The 17,377-nt window shown below is 59.3% G+C and carries 16 protein-coding genes; 5 read left to right on the top strand and 11 right to left on the bottom strand.

The window, feature by feature from the left end:
- The first annotated feature begins 496 nt into the window (after positions 1-496).
- Positions 497-1,723, top strand: a complete 1,227-nt coding sequence (locus CXQ91_RS21490) for a S8 family serine peptidase (protein WP_104175910.1) — start codon at positions 497-499, stop codon at positions 1,721-1,723.
- A gap of 379 nt (positions 1,724-2,102) precedes the next feature.
- On the opposite strand, the gene CXQ91_RS21485 is transcribed toward CXQ91_RS21490, so the two are convergent.
- The 3 genes from CXQ91_RS21485 to CXQ91_RS25835 form a co-directional block, all read right to left on the bottom strand.
- On the bottom strand, positions 2,103-2,660 hold the full coding sequence (locus tag CXQ91_RS21485; RefSeq protein WP_181038997.1) for an adenylate kinase: 558 nt from the start codon (positions 2,658-2,660) through the stop codon (positions 2,103-2,105).
- Positions 2,661-2,762: 102 nt separating this feature from the next.
- Positions 2,763-3,431 carry an NIPSNAP family protein gene (locus CXQ91_RS21480; RefSeq protein ID WP_104175908.1) on the bottom strand — a complete coding sequence of 223 codons (669 nt, stop codon included), beginning with the start codon at positions 3,429-3,431 and terminating at the stop codon, positions 2,763-2,765.
- A gap of 643 nt (positions 3,432-4,074) precedes the next feature.
- The gene (locus tag CXQ91_RS25835) at positions 4,075-5,013 is read right to left on the bottom strand and encodes an alcohol dehydrogenase catalytic domain-containing protein (protein ID WP_374953693.1); all 939 of its coding nucleotides are present in this window, start codon (positions 5,011-5,013) and stop codon (positions 4,075-4,077) included.
- A gap of 540 nt (positions 5,014-5,553) precedes the next feature.
- Between CXQ91_RS25835 and CXQ91_RS21470 the strand changes: the two genes are divergently transcribed.
- Positions 5,554-6,894 (top strand): MFS transporter, encoded by a 1,341-nt coding sequence (locus CXQ91_RS21470; RefSeq protein WP_104175906.1) that lies wholly within the window; start codon positions 5,554-5,556, stop codon positions 6,892-6,894.
- Positions 6,895-6,967: 73 nt separating this feature from the next.
- Entirely contained in the window at positions 6,968-7,708 is a 741-nt protein-coding gene (locus tag CXQ91_RS21465) for a GntR family transcriptional regulator (RefSeq protein WP_219816569.1), read from the top strand.
- A gap of 573 nt (positions 7,709-8,281) precedes the next feature.
- Here CXQ91_RS21465 and CXQ91_RS25830 read toward each other — a convergent pair.
- The 8 genes from CXQ91_RS25830 to CXQ91_RS25825 form a co-directional block, all read right to left on the bottom strand.
- Positions 8,282-8,611: a YciI family protein gene (locus CXQ91_RS25830; protein WP_104175904.1), complete on the bottom strand. Its 330-nt coding sequence runs from the start codon at positions 8,609-8,611 to the stop codon at positions 8,282-8,284.
- Between the two features lie 62 nt (positions 8,612-8,673).
- Positions 8,674-9,429 (bottom strand): carboxymuconolactone decarboxylase family protein, encoded by a 756-nt coding sequence (locus CXQ91_RS21455; RefSeq protein WP_104175903.1) that lies wholly within the window; start codon positions 9,427-9,429, stop codon positions 8,674-8,676.
- Positions 9,426-10,403 carry an SMP-30/gluconolactonase/LRE family protein gene (locus CXQ91_RS21450; protein ID WP_219816567.1) on the bottom strand — a complete coding sequence of 326 codons (978 nt, stop codon included), beginning with the start codon at positions 10,401-10,403 and terminating at the stop codon, positions 9,426-9,428. Before CXQ91_RS21450 ends, CXQ91_RS21455 begins: the two co-directional genes overlap by 4 nt.
- On the bottom strand, positions 10,400-12,031 hold the full coding sequence (locus CXQ91_RS21445) for a class I adenylate-forming enzyme family protein (protein ID WP_104175902.1): 1,632 nt from the start codon (positions 12,029-12,031) through the stop codon (positions 10,400-10,402). The genes CXQ91_RS21450 and CXQ91_RS21445 overlap by 4 nt, the downstream gene beginning before the upstream one ends.
- Positions 12,028-12,801: an SDR family NAD(P)-dependent oxidoreductase gene (locus CXQ91_RS21440; RefSeq protein ID WP_104175901.1), complete on the bottom strand. Its 774-nt coding sequence runs from the start codon at positions 12,799-12,801 to the stop codon at positions 12,028-12,030. The genes CXQ91_RS21445 and CXQ91_RS21440 overlap by 4 nt, the downstream gene beginning before the upstream one ends.
- On the bottom strand, positions 12,798-13,412 hold the full coding sequence (locus tag CXQ91_RS21435; protein ID WP_146072407.1) for a hypothetical protein: 615 nt from the start codon (positions 13,410-13,412) through the stop codon (positions 12,798-12,800). The genes CXQ91_RS21440 and CXQ91_RS21435 overlap by 4 nt, the downstream gene beginning before the upstream one ends.
- Positions 13,409-14,566: a thiolase family protein gene (locus CXQ91_RS21430; protein WP_104175899.1), complete on the bottom strand. Its 1,158-nt coding sequence runs from the start codon at positions 14,564-14,566 to the stop codon at positions 13,409-13,411. The genes CXQ91_RS21435 and CXQ91_RS21430 overlap by 4 nt, the downstream gene beginning before the upstream one ends.
- Positions 14,563-14,994, bottom strand: coding sequence for a Zn-ribbon domain-containing OB-fold protein (locus CXQ91_RS25825; protein ID WP_104175898.1), 432 nt, complete (start codon positions 14,992-14,994; stop codon positions 14,563-14,565). The genes CXQ91_RS21430 and CXQ91_RS25825 overlap by 4 nt, the downstream gene beginning before the upstream one ends.
- Positions 14,995-15,088: 94 nt before the next feature.
- On the opposite strand from CXQ91_RS25825, the gene CXQ91_RS21420 reads away from it, so the two are divergent.
- Entirely contained in the window at positions 15,089-16,222 is a 1,134-nt protein-coding gene (locus CXQ91_RS21420) for a CaiB/BaiF CoA-transferase family protein (RefSeq protein WP_104175897.1), read from the top strand.
- 79 nt (positions 16,223-16,301) lie between these two features.
- On the top strand, positions 16,302-17,357 hold the full coding sequence (locus tag CXQ91_RS21415) for an MBL fold metallo-hydrolase (protein ID WP_181038995.1): 1,056 nt from the start codon (positions 16,302-16,304) through the stop codon (positions 17,355-17,357).
- Positions 17,358-17,377 lie beyond the last annotated feature (20 nt).

The raw sequence follows: 17,377 nt of genomic DNA, 5'->3' as shown, positions 1-17,377 counted from the left end.
CACGTTTAAGAACGGCAGGCCTACCACCACTTCGTCAGCGCCCAGCCGTTAGTGGCGCCATTCCCGTTGTCACCATCCTTACCGCAGCGCAGACAACGCGTGTATAGCCCTCCGTCCTCGGCAGGTTCAACGTGCCAGTCGTGGCGGATATTCAGCTTGCACATCGTCAGTCCCATCCCTCAAGGATGTCTGCGCCAGGAACTTCCCGGACCTTTTCAGATGAGGCAACGTATCGGCCTCCGCGGACCTTTCCCATGAGTCAACGCGACCCATTGACAGCACTTTGGGTCCTGACTAACCTTTAGCACGTTTACTTGAAAAATGTTGATCGGTTGCCCCGTCAAGCATCCAGGGTCTCTGCCGTTCGCTGCGCAGTTCCACGTCTGGGAGTCCTCCCGTTCCTTTGTCCGGCCGATTCGCCGGATCCTGCAAACACCCACACAGCAGCCCGGGCCCCAACGGCCTGCGTTTCTGTGAAGCGGCCGAGGAGCACACGATGTCCAAACTACTCAACCAAAAAATCGTCATTCTACGCGCCCCTGCCCTGCGCGCCACCCGCGACCCCTTCGACGGGCCAGGAGCCCGAGGATACGACACCGCTGACCAGAACCTCGCGGAACGGGCTGTGGGAATGACCATAGAGAGGACCGACAACCCCTCAAGTTCCACTATCAACGCGCTGCAAAACGATCCCACCGTCCTCGGCTTCGCCCCCGCCATGCCGATGAAACTCATCGAACCCCTGGCAGCACCTGCTGCCCCCGCCTCTACCGTGACATGGGGCGTCAGTGCCGTGGGCGCAGATACCTCCCCCTACACAGGCGCAGGGGTGACCGTCTCAGTTCTGGATACCGGCATCGACGCTGACCACCCGGCCTTCGCCGGCGTCAACCTTGTCACGAAAGATTTCACAGGCGCCGGCAGCGCCGAGGACGACAACGGCCACGGCACGCACTGCGCGGGCACGATCTTCGGCCGCGACCTCGCTGGCCAGCGGATCGGCGTCGCCCGCGGCGTCCAGAAAGCCCTGATCGGCAAGGTCCTCGGAGGCCCGAACGGCGGCAGCAGCGACATTCTTGCCACGTCAATGCTGTGGGCTGCCGACAACGGCGCCCACGTCATCTCCATGTCGTTGGGCATGGACTTCCCCGGCTGGGTTGACGAACTGGTCAAGGTGAACGGACTATCCATCCCCGCCGCCACCTCGATCGCCCTCGAAGGCTACCGCGCCAACATCCGGCTTTTCGAACAGCTAGCCAACCTTCTCAACGCCCGCGCCTCCGTCGCCCAGACCACAGTAGTCATCGCAGCCGCAGGCAACGAAAGCAAACGCACCGGCAATCCCGCCTACGAGATCAACGTTGCCCCGCCGGCTGCAGCGTACGGCATCACGTCTGTGGCAGCCCTAGCCGACGGTGTCGGCGGACTCACCGTGGCACCGTTCTCCAATACGATGGCAACTGTCGCCGGTCCCGGAGTCGGGGTCTTCAGCGCGTGGCTCAACGGCGGCACCAAAACCATTAGCGGAACCAGTATGGCCACCCCACACGTGGCCGGGGTAACCGCGCTGTGGGCGGAACGGCTTCTTGCGCAGGGGCCGCTCAGTCCGGTCCTCCTGCAGTCCAAAATGATCGCGTCAGGAACGTTCAGCCCACTCAAGGCCGGAACGGACCCGTGGGACGTCGGCGCGGGCCTGGTCCAGGCACCAACGACCACTAACTAGGTTCATCGAAACCTCGGCCGAAGACCTCGTCGCGGTAGCCCTCCCGGCGCTATAACGACAACCTCACCCGTCAAGGGCTCAGCAGCACCGGGTGCCGCGGCCGTTTCGCGACCTCCTTCCAAATGTGGCGTGCATGCATTCTTCAACCACTGTTTGTCAGTTCTGGCGCTCCTCGACAAAGCTTAGAGCCTATGCATTTAATTGGGGCAACAAACCCCAGCCGACGTAGCGGAATGAGCCAATGATGGCCAACGAAGTCAGCTTCATCTACAGATTGCCTCTGACTTACATGAACGTTCCGCGCAGCAGCGATTAGCTGTCCACGGCCTGCGAGAGCCACCTGCTGATGCGGGCTTCGGGTCTTCGACAAGTACTGAGGTTAGGCTTCGATGGCTGCAATCAGCCGGCCAGCGACTTCGTCTACCGCGCCGATGCCGTCAACCTGGGTGAGGATCCCTCGCTCGGCGTACTTTGCAACGACTGCCTCAGTCTGCTCGTGGTACAGGTCCAAGCGGTGGCGGATGACGGCTTCGTTGTCGTCGCTCCGGCCGGTCTCCTTGGCCCGACCCAACAGGCGGTGGACCAGTTCCTCGTCGTCGGCGGTCAGCTGCAGGACGAGGTCGAGCTTCTCCTCGCCGGTGGCGAGGATCTCGTCGAGGTGGTCCACCTGTGCGATGGTGCGGGGGTAACCGTCCAGCAGAAAGCCGGTTCCGAGGTCGTCCTCGCTGAGGCGATCCCGGACCATCTTGTTGGTGACGCTGTCAGGAACAAAGTCCCCGGCATCCATGTACTTCTTGGCTTCGACGCCCAGAGCAGTCTCGCCTTTCACGTTGGCCCGGAAGATGTCACCGGTGGAAATCGCAACGACGTCAAGGCGTTCGGAAATGCGTTCCGCCTGCGTTCCTTTTCCGGAACCGGGCGGTCCAATGAACAGCATTCTCTTCATAGCAAGCCCTTTTCATACTCGTAGGAGTTCTTCAATTCAGCTCACCCCTTTAAGCTGGGACGAGCCCCAGGGTTCGTGTGGTCCCCCTGCACCTCACCTCAGCGGCGAAAATGGCGTTGGCCATGCCATTATCGATTGCCCCTCGAGGATTTGTTCAGGCCCTCCAGGGGGCGGCCAGATGCCCTGCTCGACTAGTCCCTTGCGGATAGCGACACGCTCGTCCAAGCCGGGAAAGGGAACGATATGGACGATCCTGGCCGGCCCGTCGAGGGCATACATCACAACGGTGACGGGGCTGATGGGATCGCGATTCGGGAGCGCTTTCCTCCAGCCTTCAATAGTTGCCGGGAGGCCTCCAGGGCGCAGGTGATAATCGCGGATCTCGTATATAGATCCAAACTGGCCCGGCTCCACGGGCGGCATGAACGGGAAGGGCGCAAAGCCGTTAAGGGTGAGATCCGTGAGATGGTCCCTGGCTCCAAACGGGTTGGACGCAAGCCGCGCCCGCTTGCGCTCATCATCAAGCTGCTCCTGATCCGAAAAAGAACGAAGGACAAAGATCTTCCCTAGGGTTCCATGCTCTGTTGTCCAGGCTCCGAGGAGCTGACCCTGGGCGTCCGGACTGTCCACCCATGGTTTCACGCCTTCTTCCGCTCGTGCTGCATCAGTCAGTCCGAAGGATAGAACAGCTAACTCGTAACGAATAGCCTGCAGTTCGGTGCTGACATCTTCGCCGCTGATGCGGGGTTGAACTTCACTCATGCCTTGGTCCTTTTCGTTGTCCCGAGTAACAGCAGTGATTACTACCGGGGTGCGTGCATAGATGTTTATGGGGCTGACCCACTTGAGCGAAACCGGTTCACAGCCGGCGACGGGCGAACGGCAGTCACCTTTGACCAGGATCGCTCGAGGGTTTGAATTTCCCACTTGTACTCAATCCACACCTCATAGCCTTCGGATCGTTCAAACATCCCGCGGGTATGAGGTCCGTCGGCAGCGAGCCAGAGGACGGCGCCGTCTGGGGTGACTGTTTCAACCCGTCCCCTTCTCACCGTTTTTCCGTGACGACGGATCTCCACGATTTCTCGGCTTACGGGGAGCCAATCGTGCTGGATGTGAAGTCCCATCAGAACCTCCTGTTTTAGGTGCGGCGGTGTTCGGTGTGAGGCTTCTCGCTCTCGAGACACTTCAGTAGGACCCAGGGGATCTAGGGCCTCGGTGCACACGAAGGTGTGTCTGCCGGTTTTTTCGTTCGACGTCACACTTTCCACGAAGCGGCAACCAACGTGCGTAAGGTTGCCCGCAGCGCAGGTGGACTCCGAGGCAGATGCTTCACCATGTTCGCTTCCCTGCCGGTTAGTTGACCTTGTCAGGGAGTTGCTATTGCTGGCATCCGAAGGCGCACCTACAGGTTGGGTAAAACGACTACGCGTCCGAAACTCTTTCCGGATTCAACGAGTCTGTGCGCTTCAGCAACGTCGGCCAGCGGGAGTTCATGGCTGACGATGGGTTTGACCTGACCGCGCTCAACCAGGGAAAGGGCTGCCCTGAGTTGATCTCGCGAGGTACTGAGCGCAGACATGAGATGAATGCCCCGCAGGAACAGCTGAGCGGGGTTGAATTGAATGAATTCTCCTGTGAGCTGACCGACCAGCACCCACCTGCCTCCCCGCGCCATGCTCCGCCGGATATCAGTAAAGATTGCACTTCCTACGTTATCGATGGCGACGTCCACGCCTTCTCCGTTCGTGGCCTCCAGTACAAGCGGAGAGAAGTCGACGCCCCGCTCCGCAAGGATGACTTCGGCACCGAGCTCCTGAAGCCGGGACACCTTATCGGCAGCCGTGGTGACCGCCAAGGTACGCGCTCCGCAAGCAGCTGCTACCTGAATGCCGTGGATCCCCAGCCCTCCCCCGGCCCCGGTCACTAGAACGGTCTCACCTACTCGGACCTGCGCCACATCGCGGAGGGCATTCAACTCCGTTCCGACAGCGCTGGCCACAATGCATGCCTCTGCGTGGGAAAGAGCACGCGGTTTGGCCACAAGGTTGTCTTCCTCTATCAGGACCAACTCCGCGTACCCGCCATTGAGTCCGACGTCACCAAGGAACTCCTGGTCGGGGCAGAGGGTCTCCCTACCCGTGCGGCACCATCGGCAGCGGCCGCATACTCGTCGCCGTTGAGTGCTTACGACTTGGTCGCCGACCCGCCATTCAGTTACATCCGGCCCGACGTCGACTACTTCCCCGGAAATTTCGTGACCGCAAATCACGGGCATCACCACACCGCGGCGCAAGGTGCCGTTCCGGGTCGCAATATCGTGAGAGGTAACGCCGCAGGCCATGACTCGAACGAGGCATTCTCGACCGAGCGGTACCGGATCCGGTATGGATTTCATCTGCAGGACATCGGGAGATCCCGGGGCTTCGACAACGATGGCTTTCAAGGGGTCTCAATTCAGTTGACTGTACAGGGCAATGTCGGCCTTTTTGATACATTATCAAGTCTCTGAGCGCGGCGCCAGCCCTAGGTCTCTTGCAATGGCATAGGGGTGGTCACGCCAAATCCGCCGAAACACCAGCATCTGGGGTTGACGGCGTGACCTGTGCCACTCTAATATTTGATAAATGATCAATCACGCGTAGGGCTGCATCTCACGTCCCGCGTCATCAGCGTCAACCGGGCAACGCCGCCCGCGAAAACTTTTGATCCATAACTAGACAGGAACGGATCCAGTGGCAATGGACAATCCGAACCTTGCCGGCCCGGTCTTCGCAGTTGACCACACTCGAGGCTGAATCCAAGCCCGGCTCAATAGAATGAGATGGCCCGGTAGACGTAGACCGCCCACCAGCTCATCGTTAGCTTCGACAGGAAGTATCCGATGTCTTCACAATCAATAAAGCGCACTGGTCACGTCAAACTGGGAGCCGCCGCAGTAGCCGGCACCACGCTTGAGTACTACGACTTCTTCATCTACGGCACGTCCGCCGCACTGGTGTTTGGCAAGCTCTTTTTCCCTAGCTACAGCCCCCTCGCCGGTACCTTGGCAGCATTTGCAACCTTTGCGGTCGGCTTTTTCGCCAGGCCCGTCGGTGCCTTTATATTCGGCCACATGGGCGACCGCCTCGGCCGACGCGCCACCCTCATTTGGTCCCTGGCCTTGATGGGAGGTGCAACCGTTCTGATCGGCTGCCTTCCGACCGAGGCACAAATAGGCTGGCTCGCCCCGGCGCTGCTGGTATTTCTGCGGTTTCTGCAAGGTATCTCCCTCGGCGGTGAGTGGGGCGGAGCCGCCCTTATGCTCGTCGAGCACGCTCCGGACAAGAGACGGGGCTTCTACGGAAGTCTTGTTTACGTCGGCGCGCCCGGTGGGCTTCTGCTGGCGACCGCAGCAGTGAACATCAGCACCGCCATCTCAGGAGACGCCTTCACGACGTGGGGGTGGAGACTGCCGTTCCTCATGAGCTCGGTACTCTTCATCGTCACCCTGATCATTCGTCTCAGTCTTGAAGAGAGCCCAGTCTTCGCCGCTTTAGCCAAAAGCGATAAAAAGGAGCGTGCACCGATCGGCAAACTGTTCAAGACGCAATGGCGCGACATCCTGCTTGCCATTGGTGTGGTCGCGCCCGGGGCAGTACTTTTCTACGTGGTGAGCACGTACGCAGTATCGTACGGAACGACAGTCGCATCGATGACAAGCAGCTCCGTGCTCAACTCCCTGCTATTGGCTGCGTCCGTCTACTTCTTTGCAATCCCGCTGTTCGGCTGGCTCAGCGATGTCTTCTCCTACAAGGCGATCATTCTCATTGGGTGCGCGATAACCGTCCCCTCCTGCTTCCTGCTCTTCACCACGATGGACTCCAAGTCCCCCCTGCTGACTTTCATGGGCTTTACCGTGGCTCTCGCCGGCGCCCACGCCGCACTTCTTGCCCCCCAGGCCGCGTTGCTTGCCAGCCGTTTTGACCCTCGCGTGAGGTTCACTGGAATTGCAGTGAGCCAGGCTCTGTCCGTAAGTGTCCTTGCCGGCACCACACCGTTCCTTGCCACGCTGCTGTACGGTTTGACCGGCTCCACGCTGCTGGTGAGTATCTGGGTGGCATTCTGGGCAGTAGTAGGTGCGGCAGCGGTTGTGATGCTGGCTAAGCGCCCCGTGTACGTGGATGCCGAAGTCGTCAAGGCAGTCTTGCACAGCAACGGCGACCCCTCGTTGCCTGTGCGCTAACCCTCACGTGAGGACTTGGATTTGATGTAATATCAAATCCAGGTCCTCACTCATCTTAAGGGAAGGAAAAATAGTGGCTAAGCCATCTACCAAGGAGGCAGACGTCTCGCTGACTGATCCCCGTAATTCCTTCCGTCTGATCTCTGAAGATGCTCCCAATCCCAAGGCTCCTCGAATCGCAATGAGCGCACACGTCGCTGCGAGGATTCGAGAGCTCATTTTTGATGGGACGCTGAAAAGCGGCCAGCGGATTCCGCAGGACGCTCTGGCTGCGGACCTTGGGGTGAGCAGGCTGCCAGTGCGTGAAGCACTGATCACTTTGGAGACGGAGGGACTAGTTACCTCAGAACCCCACCGCGGAACATTCGTTGTGCCCATCATGCAGGAAGACATCGATGATCATTACCGCATGTACGGAATGATCCAGGGCTTGGCGGCGAACCGGGCGGCTCGGCGGCTGAACGACATAACGCTCGCTCGGCTGTGGGAGCTGCACAAAACCATGTGCGAAACCCAGAGCAAGGAAGAATTCCATAATCTCAATTGGGAGTTCCACGCCCTGATTACCCAAGCGGGTGGAAGCCGTCGGCTCCTGTCCGTACTACGACAGCTCGGGCACAACCTCCCAAGAACCGTATACGAAAACCCTTCGGGCTCCATCGATGAGGCAAACACGAGCCACGCCCGAATCATGGAGGCGCTGCAGAGCCGCGACGGTGCTGCCGCAGATCAGGCGTCCGTGGAGCACACCGTTGCCGAAGGCCGTCACGTCGTCGAAAAACTTCGGGAAGCCGGCGTACTCACCGACACGTAACCCCTGGGGTCACTACGGACCCAACAGTTGAGTTAACGTCCGTATCGGTTCGAAAACTAGGTTTCTGTGACCGTTGCAACTGAGCGACTCTGTTCATAACAACGACCGGATGGCTGGTTCCGTGGTGGACGCATGTCCCCGGGCACATCGTGTTAAAGGTTTAGCCAAAGGGGATCGATAGCGGAGCGGCCGGATATTTCCCCGGATCGCGATTGCACGAGCGATCAAACCGGAGGGGCCACCGAGATTCGAACGGGCACCGAAGGACTCACGGGTCAAGGCTCTGGAGCCGGCGATCCTGCACTTGAGGGGACCGCACAGATGCAGGCAACCGCCTGGTAGCCTTCCCTGGGAGGTTCAAGGGGGCGACCTGTGGTTCCCTGAAGTGCCGAGGCCCGTTAAGACCAGACAAGTCCCGATTCTTTCAATGCCAGCCCGCGCAGGGCCTGCCGTTCCCGGTCCCTGGATTGAGGCGCCCGATAAGAACAACGCTGTCTCTCCTGACGGGTCCCCCGTGCCCGGTTTCGCCGGAATGGCGCTGCGTCGGAAGCCCCGCTAATTCCTGAGCGTGTCTTACGTGAAGGTTTCCAGCAGGTCTGTGTAAGTGAGGCCACTTGAATCCGGCTGGAACGCACCAAATATCGGGTCCCACTCCAGAATCATGACGTCAGCGACCAGGCCTTCAATGAAAAATGGGTCAGCATCCAAAATATCCTGAAGTGATCGGAGGTCCTCTGTCCTGAAAATTAGTGCGCCGCCTCGGGGAACTGTACCGACAGTAGGTCCTGACGCCAGAAGACAACCGGACTCGACCTGGGCAAGTATCCAGTCCAGATGCGGTTTAAGATGTCGCACCCAGCCAACTCGATCCGGGTGGCCGAATGTAACAAGAAAATGCGCCATCTTGCTGTTTTCTCTCTCGGTAACTTGTTTCAGGCATGCGACGAGAATGTGGACTGGCTGTCCTACTCGGCTACGTGGTGTGCTTTCTCTTCCCGATGCTGGGCCAGACCATCCTGGAGAGCGAGGAAGCCGACATCAATGCTGCGGATGATGCTGGGAACGGTCAGGAAGACTGCGTCCACCACTTGTTGGCCGGTCGCGCCGTAGTGGAGCGCATTCCTGATGTGGAAAGCTGCTCCGTCCGTAAAGAGGTGTGTATTGGACAGGTCGGCCACCACAAAAACGAGCTCCGCCCAGACTGGCTCCAGCCCTCCCTTGCGCCACAGCGCGGCACCCATTCGCTGATACGAAGTGAATGCCGCCGGGTTCGCTTCCTCCAACCTCTGGTGGAAAGCAGGGAACGCCTCCTCGAAGGCATCCCAATAGCCTCCGCGGCTGGAGGCCACGGGACCCGGCCCGGTGGCAAGCCCTGGGACCATGGGTAGTCCTCTGGTTAGTCCATGAAGCGACAGCATTGTCACCAGTTCGATGACATGACGAATCTCGCCTTCAGTCGCCCCGGCGTCTAATGCCTTCACGACGCGTCGCTGCGCACCGTCACGATCGAGGTTGGTGATGGATACATCGTGCGCCAGCAAGAGAAGCTCACGAATCTTCGGCTCAAGTGAACCCGCCTCCGAAGACGCTGCAACGTAGTCTCCGAGCGCACCTGCGAATTCAGGATCGGACTCTATCAGGAGTCTTAAGCCGTCACCGACATGGCCGTAGCGCGCGGCATATTGTTGGATCAAATGCTCCGATTCGTCTGCCATGGTCATGCCCAAGCAACTTTCTTTGGATCGGACGAAGCGTGGCTGCGGAACGCTGGAAGAGGAAGCCCAGGGCGGAGTGCCGGTATTTCGATGACGCAGCCGCCTTTGGGTGTGGTCACATAAAGTTTCATCCGGTCCTGACCCCCAAAGCAGAGGCTCGTCACGAGAACGCCTTCACCGAGGTGCACCTCCTGGCGCAGGGTACCGGTGGCGTCAAAGGCCATAATGTTGTGGCCCGTACTGCCAGCTACCCAGAGCCACCCGGCAGCGTCCAGCGCGATTCCGTCAGGATGGCCAGTCTCGACCTTCGCTATCCATCCGTCAGCTTCCAGGCCCTTATCCGTGAGCTGATAGCGCGAGACTGTCCTGGCAGATGTCTCAGCAACGTAAATCTCGGATCCTGTGGGTCCGAAAGCCAGGCCATTTGGAAAAGCCAATCCATCAAGTAGCGTCCGCACTTCCCCTGTCGTGGGATCAAAAGCTCGAAGTGAGCCAGGCTTGCCCCTCTGAAAGATCTCGTGGTCGGCCGGATCAGTAAACCAGAGCATGCCGTCCGGTCCGATGACACAGTCGCTCGGAGCGGTTACACCGGTGCAGAGCGCCGGGCTGAGCGTCTGCCCTTCCCACTTCTGAATGGTGGGCGCTGTCGGCAGCTTCGACCGGGACGTCATGACGCTCCCACCGTTCTGAGCTACATAGACTGATCCATCCGGGGCGGTGGCGAGCCCGTTGGGTCCTCCCCCGGCCTCGAACACCAGCTCAGGCTCATTCGGGGCGTCCAACGAGATCCGGTACACCACGCCCCGATTGATGCTCGCCACCAATAGGTGATTTGCTCCCTCTGCGCACGGTCCTTCCACAAACCCAAGCCCGGAGGCAACGATTCGAGCGTTCGGAGGCAGCTTGATCGCTTCGACCTTTGAACGCTGACTAGAAGCCGCTGCAGGTCTGTGTTCGGTCAAGGCTGCGTCGTTGTTCACTTCGCTCCCGCCTTCTCCTTGGCAAGGTCAGCTGCCTCTTGCTTCAGCGCGGGAAGCGAGATTTTGCCGCTCGCCAGCCGCGGCAGGGACTCGTCGGACTTGTAAAAGAAGTACTTGGGAACCTTGTAGCTTGCGGCTCTGGCTTTGAGAAAAGTGCGGATCGTCTCCGGTGTCACGTCAGCATCTGTTTCGATGAATGCTGCGATGGCCTCGCCCTGTTCCTCATCCTTGACAGCGCAGACATGGGCTTGCTTGATTCCCGGGACAGTGTCCAGGAGCTTCTCCACCTCCTGCGGGGAAACGTTGACGCCACCGGTCTTGATCATGTCGCCTTGACGGCCCTGGTAGACCAGCCGTCCGTTTTCATCCAGGCTGGCCAGATCTCCGGTACGGAAGTATCCGTCCTTCGTGAAGGCTTCGGCTGTCCGCGCGTCGTCCTTGTAGTAACCGGAGGTAGTTCTGCCCTTAATGACAAGCTCACCGACAATATTCGGGCCAACAGGATCACCCGAATCGACATCCAAAATTCTGATTTCCACCCCGGGCAAAGGCTTACCCTGGGTAGTCATGACCACATCCAGGGGGTCGCGGTAGTCAGTCAAAGCGGCGAGGCCGTACAGCTCAGTCATTCCGAAAACGCTGACTCCATGCACGACTCCAAGGTCCTCAATTGCCAGTCGCCGGTCCTCTTCGGAGAATCCGATCATGCCTTTTCGCAGGTGGACTTTCGATTTGTCGAAGCTGGGATGTGAGAGCAACTTGCGGGTGAGATTGCCGAAGCCGTAGTAGACAGTGCACCTTTGCTGATCAAGGAGAGTGATGGCTTCTGCCGGGTCAAAGGCTTCCTGCAAAACCAGGCGGGCATAGTGCGTCCACGTTGAAAACAACGCCTGCAACGCGCCTACCCCGTAAAAGAGCGGGGTGGCGAGCCAGGACCGGTCCCTTTCATCAATACCCTGCCGTTCGCCCATGTGGAAGCCGTTCTCCAGTAGATTTCCCTGATGGATCATGACGGATTTTGGCTTCGATGTGCTGCCCGAGGTGTACAGCAGATACATAAGATCTGACGAGGTGTTTTGGAGCTCACGCGCCGCCAACTGTGAATCTGTGATGTTCTTGGCGCCTTCAAGGAAGGCCTCGAGACTTTGCATCCCGGGCAAGCCCTCGCCCAGAGAGACGACGTTACGCAGAATCGGTGCGGCTTTGAATTCAGGACGGGGGGCCAGGTCGTTCAGCTCCGGCAAAAATCCCGCGAACACAGTGTTGAAGTTGTGCGCACGTAAGGCGTCCACGGTGAACAATACGACAGCGTCCGAGTGCTGCAGCGTGTACTGGAGTTCGTCGGCTTTATGCCAGGTGTTCAGGGGGGCCAGATGTGCGCCGATCCGGGCAGCTGCGAATGCCAGGCGAAGAAAATGGGGGTGATTTCCGGCCAGTATGGAAACTGCTTCGCCGCGTTCGACTCCCAGGTTCATCAGGGCCTTGGCCCAGTGGGTGACCTCATGGTCAAATTCGGCGAACGTAGTGTGCCGGTTCTGGAACGTGTAAGCCACGTTGTTGGGATGATTTTTGGCTGCTTCCCGGATAAGGGCGCTGGCCGTGACCGCTTCAGGTTGGTTGCTGCTCACTGGTGTTCCTTAAGTTCTTCGTTGACGGAAAGTTCAGGGACCCCAATGCTTCGTCCTCCGCAGACGGGCAGCACCTGTCCCGTGCAATATGGGGCCTCTGCCAGAAAGGCAACGGCTCGGGCAATGTCGTCTGGCTGCCCGATGTGGCGTACAGCGATGGATGCAAATATCTGTTGCCGAACATGTTCAGGAAGCGCCGCTGTCATCTCGGTTTCGATGAAGCCGGGAGCGATGCAGTTGACCGTGATCCCATATCGGCCCAATTCCAAGGCCAGAGAGCGGCTGGCCCCGACTAGTCCGCCCTTTGAGGTTGAGTATGCTGTGGACCCGAACGTGCCGAGCCATGCACGCGACGAGATGTTGACTATCGCTCCTCCCCCGCTGCGTCGCATGAGGTCCACGGAGGCTCCAATGAGGGCCAGGGGGCCGATGAGGTTAACCGCCATCAGGCTCGAAAAGAGAGTGAGGGGCATGCGTTCAATGAGCACATCCTTTAGGACGCCGGCGCAGTTGACCAACACATCCAGTCGTCCTAACTTTTCAGAGCAAAGACGCAGTGTCGCCTCTCTGGAGTCCTTGGCAGTAACGTCAAGCTGAACGGCCGTCGACTTGCCCCCGCCCTGTTCGATCTCTTCCTGGACCCTCAGGACTGCGGCGTGATCCAGGTCGCCGACAACCACGTGATAGGAGGAGGACGCGAGCCGGAGGGCGATCGCCCGTCCAATGCCGCGGGCAGCACCCGTGACCAGTGCTACTTTGATGTCGGTCATGGTCGTTTCCTTCCCAGCTCAGAACCGTCAGCGACCCAGATTTCCTGACCAGTCATCCAGGAATCGAGATCCAGCAATAGCGCCAACTGTTGGCGAAGCGATGCGGCTACGTCCGGAAGCTCGAGGCAGGCATCCGTGTCGACCAGTAGGACGTTCACGGCTATGGATTTGCGTTTGAGCTCCATGGACAAAGTGCGGCACATGGAGAGAATTCCTCCGCAAACCGTTCCTGCTGCGGCGTTACCGTCAACGCCCATCGCATGATCGGACGGGAGCGCCACAACCAGCCGGCCAGGCTTCTCGGCTTCGATGAGTCGGCTGATTACCGTTTGAAGTTCCGTGACTGTCCACAGCAGCGGCTGCTCAACGGAGGCCTCCAGGGTTTCGGCGGTCCATTGGTCTGCCGGCAAAGGCTCAGGGATCGAGGGAACAACACATACGCACTGGAGGGCAGCGACCGGCGTGGTTTCTGTGGCATCACTCGTCTGAAGGGTCGGAACCAATTTATGCAGCGTGCGTGCGTTTTCGCATGAGCCGACGAGCCAGGCAGGGTTGGATGGAGAATCCCGCAACGGAGTGATATCGCTATCCGGAAGTGCACTGATGTTCATTGCGCCATCACCACGGTTGTGACCGATCCACCGTCGGTGCCGTTAACGGTTCCGCCCTTGCAGTAGGCAAGGCCGACGCGGGCTGACTCGATCTGGCGCCCCCCGGCTGTACCGCGGAGCTGCCAGGTGAGTTCGCAGGCCTGCGCAACGCCTGTTGCGCCTACCGGATGGCCCCTGGACAACAGTCCCCCGCTGGGATTCACCGGCAATTTGCCGCCAATGCTGGTCAGTCCGTCCTGTGTCCACCGTCCGCCTTGACCGACGGGTATGAGACCGAGCCCTTCCATGCGGACGATTTCTGCGATGGTGAAGCAATCATGCATTTCAACGAAGTCGATTTCGCTCGGGCCCACTCCAGACAGTTCCCATGCAGCGGCCCCCGCCCTTCGGGAAACATCCTCGTCGTTCAGATCATCGGAACCCAACTGAAGGCTTCCGCTGACCAGGCCACAGCCTAGAATGCGAGGGGTGCTGCCGGCCGCGATTCCAAGGCGTTTCAATCCATTCGAACTGCACAGAATCATCGCGGCCGCACCGTCGGAGATCGGGCTGCAGTCCAACAATCCAAGTGGATCTGCTATGGGTCGGGCAGACAGAACGTCATTGAGGCTGATCGCGTGCTGGTACTGGGCATACGGGTTATGCACGGAATGCGCATGGTTTTTAACAGCAACTGAGGCAATCTGTTCCCGGGTTGCTCCATGATCCGCCATGTAGCGGCGGGCGCTCATGGCGTGGCCTGCGGCCATGACATAGCCCACGGCCGCGTCAAGGTCGCCTGGATCAGGTTTGACTCCTCCGGCGACCCGGTCGGTCATTTTCTCGACGCCAATGACGAGTATGACATCATGCAGGCCAGCTGCCAGTGCCACCCAAGCTTCACGGATGGCTGTGGCCCCGCTGGCACAGTAATTCTCCAAGTTTGTAATCGGCAAACCATCGAGACCAAGATTGACTGCGATTCGCTGCCCGGCAACGGGTCCTCCGAAGACATGACCGACATACAAGGCGTCGATATCCGTCACCTTCGCACCAGCGTCGCTTATGGCCTCGCGCGATGCTGCTGCGGCCATATGTTCAAGGGTCACTGACGCGGGAAACTTTCCGAACCTAATCATTCCGACGCCTGCAACGTTGGCGGGATCAATACTCATGCTATTTCCTCACTTATCAGGCGGAACTTGTACCCAAGCACGGCTTCATTCCCGCGCGAACGAAACTCTGCCGGCATGACCTCGACCCGATCGTTAATGGCCAGTTCGTCTGGGCTCTCAGTGGCGCATTGGGCCATGACGCGGCAGCCATCGTCCAGGTCCACCTGAGCGAGTGCATAAGGGACCGGGGTGCCTGGCGGGGCCTGCCGAATCACAGTGAACGTATGGAGGCGCCCGTAGGGAGACAGGCGCACTACTTCCATTTCGGCCTCTGGTTTGCGACACCGCGGGCAGAAGGCGCGCTGTGGAAAAGTAACGTATCCGCAATCGCTGCACCGAGAACCCAACAGTCCGAAAGGCTCCCGAGCGACGTACTCGGGGTTGAAGGGCTCAAGTTTGAGCAAATCCTCAAAAGTCTGCTGACTCATATCATCTCCTTCGATGTGACATCACTCTCATCATATCCTGATATTTGATACAATATCAATGAACGTCTGAGCTCGACGAGGAGAAGAGGATCAAATGGGAACACTAGATGGAGTGCGCGTGGTGGAGATGGCGGGCCTGGGGCCAGTGCCTTTTGCAGCCATGATGCTTGCCGATATGGGGGCCGACGTGGTCCGTATCGACTCTCCGGTCCGCAATCCGGAGGATCCGCATGACCGCACAGGCCCCATTTGGCGGGGGCGGTCAGGAATTTCTTTGGACTTGAAGGACCCTCTTGATCTAAGCCGGGCGAAGGAACTGCTCGAATCCGCTGACGTGGTCTTGGAAGGCTACCGGCCCGGCGTGATGGAGCGGCTTGGTTTGTCGCCCTCAGAGCTGATCGCCGCTAATCCTCGGCTCATCGTTGGGCGAATGACGGGATGGGGTCAGGACGGGCCGTTGGCTCGGGAAGCGGGGCACGACATCAACTATCTGGCCATGTCCGGCATACTCCGCCAAATCGGGCGCGAGGGTGAGCGGCCGCTCCCGCCGCTCAATCTGGTCGGTGATTATGGTGGCGGCGGCATGCTGTTGACGGTTGGAGTGTTAGCGGCGCTGGTCGAACGCGCGACCTCGAAACGGGGTCAGGTCGTCGACGCGGCCATGATTGACGGAGCTGCCCTACTCATGGTCTCGGTCATGGGCTGGATTGCGAAGGGCACCTGGCAGGAACCGCCCGGAACAAATGCCATCGATACAGGCTCCCCGTTCTATGAGGTATACCGGACAGCGGATAATCGTGACCTTGCTGTCGGCGCTGTTGAGCCGCGGTTCTACGAACGGCTGCTTGAGGTCCTCGGGCTGGATCCAACGCTGCTAGCCCACCAATACGATCGCGCGAGCTGGCCGGCCACCAAGAAAATGTTTGCGGACACAGTCTCTCAGCGCACCCTGACAGAGTGGACGGAGGCATTCGACACGGCGGATGCCTGTGTGAGCCCCGTTTTGACAATTAGGGAGGCTTACAGCCACCCGCATTTTGACGCTCGGGGCACATGGACCAGCTTCGGAGACGCCATCCAGCCAGCCGCGGCACCCCGGTTCAGCCGGACCCCAAGCGTCACAGCCGAAATGTCGTCTGGGGAATCTCTGGAATCCGTCGTAGAACGTTGGAGCACGCCACGCTTGGCCGTGACTGAAGATCTAACGACCAGCAGGCCCATACGATGAGCCCTTCTATCCATTTTCGGCCATTTGCCTATTTTGGTGCGATCTTGGGTTCCGACGTCGGTCACCGCAGGGAGCGAGGTTGAAGGCAACGAGTGCCGGACAACTGAGAGCACTCACAGCCGACACCGTGCCGGACACGGAGGAAATCCGCCCGGGAATTTGGGCCGTTCCCCTCAGAATTCCCCATGGCCGGATCCGATACATACTGACGTATCTGATTCTGGACACCAGAGACGATGTGCACATCATCGACGCCGGGTGGGATTCAGTCTTGAACCTGGCAACGTTATCCGATGCCCTCAATGACATCGGCCGTGCAGTTACCGATATTTCTTCCGTCACGGTGACGCACATGCATCCGGATCATATCGGCATGGCGTCACGACTCCGCGATTACTCGGGTGCGGAGATACGAATAGGTCGCAACGAGCAGCAAGCTATGATCCTGATGGCCGAGGGTGTTGAACCGACGCTCACACCGGCGCACTTGGAGATGTGGGGTGTTCCCGGACATCGACAAGAAGAATTAACCGGGCCCATCAGCATTACCAACGAGTTTTACTCGCTGCAGGCGGACGTACTTCTCGGGGACGCTGAGGCCCTCAACATTCCAGGACGTCACCTGACCGTTGTAGACACACCAGGACACACCACAGGACATATCTGCCTGGCCGATTCGTCATCGGGCATCCTCTTTTCGGGGGACCATGTTCTGCCCACCACGCACTCCGGGCTCGGACTTGGAGGGCTGCGCTCAAAAAACCCTGTTTCCGACTACCTGGCTTCCCTGGAACGGCTTGCGGCCTTTGATGCGTACGAGGTCTGCCCGGGACATGGATTCCGATTCGTGGGCCTTGCCCAGCGCCGACAGGATCTGGCGCAGCATCACCTCCGTCGCTTGAACGAAACGTCAGTCGCGCTGGCCAAGAACCCGACAGCGACAGTCTGGGAGGTTGCCGAGCAACTGTCCTGGGGAAGCGGCTGGCATCAACTAAAGGGCTATCACCTCCAATCTGCAATTGCTCAGACAGCCATGCATCTTGACCACATCCGCTCTTCGGACGGCAGCTACAGGCGCGGGAACCCCGCTCCGCTCCACGCCATATTTGATCCCACTGCTGCTGCGGCCCGATGAAGCTCCTTCTATCCGCAAGC

This window comes from Arthrobacter sp. Y81 (assembly GCF_002929335.1).
Classification (GTDB): Bacteria; Actinomycetota; Actinomycetes; order Actinomycetales; family Micrococcaceae; genus Arthrobacter.
This window is presented reverse-complemented; position numbering and strand designations above follow the sequence as displayed.

Excerpts from the sequence above, each read along its gene's own strand:
- CXQ91_RS21430 (WP_104175899.1), bottom strand. The coding sequence starts at position 14,566 with ATGAGTATTGATCCCGCCAACGTTGCAGGCGTCGGAATGATTAGGTTC.
- CXQ91_RS21485 (WP_181038997.1), bottom strand. The coding sequence starts at position 2,660 with ATGCTGTTCATTGGACCGCCCGGTTCCGGAAAAGGAACGCAGGCGGAA.
- CXQ91_RS21480 (WP_104175908.1), bottom strand. The coding sequence starts at position 3,431 with ATGAGTGAAGTTCAACCCCGCATCAGCGGCGAAGATGTCAGCACCGAA.
- CXQ91_RS25825 (WP_104175898.1), bottom strand. The coding sequence starts at position 14,994 with ATGAGTCAGCAGACTTTTGAGGATTTGCTCAAACTTGAGCCCTTCAAC.
- CXQ91_RS21420 (WP_104175897.1), top strand. The coding sequence starts at position 15,089 with ATGGGAACACTAGATGGAGTGCGCGTGGTGGAGATGGCGGGCCTGGGG.
- CXQ91_RS21470 (WP_104175906.1), top strand. The coding sequence starts at position 5,554 with ATGTCTTCACAATCAATAAAGCGCACTGGTCACGTCAAACTGGGAGCC.
- CXQ91_RS21490 (WP_104175910.1), top strand. The coding sequence starts at position 497 with ATGTCCAAACTACTCAACCAAAAAATCGTCATTCTACGCGCCCCTGCC.
- CXQ91_RS21455 (WP_104175903.1), bottom strand. The coding sequence starts at position 9,429 with ATGACCATGGCAGACGAATCGGAGCATTTGATCCAACAATATGCCGCG.
- CXQ91_RS25835 (WP_374953693.1), bottom strand. The coding sequence starts at position 5,013 with ATGGCCTGCGGCGTTACCTCTCACGATATTGCGACCCGGAACGGCACC.
- CXQ91_RS25830 (WP_104175904.1), bottom strand. The coding sequence starts at position 8,611 with ATGGCGCATTTTCTTGTTACATTCGGCCACCCGGATCGAGTTGGCTGG.
- CXQ91_RS21440 (WP_104175901.1), bottom strand. The coding sequence starts at position 12,801 with ATGACCGACATCAAAGTAGCACTGGTCACGGGTGCTGCCCGCGGCATT.
- CXQ91_RS21435 (WP_146072407.1), bottom strand. The coding sequence starts at position 13,412 with ATGAACATCAGTGCACTTCCGGATAGCGATATCACTCCGTTGCGGGAT.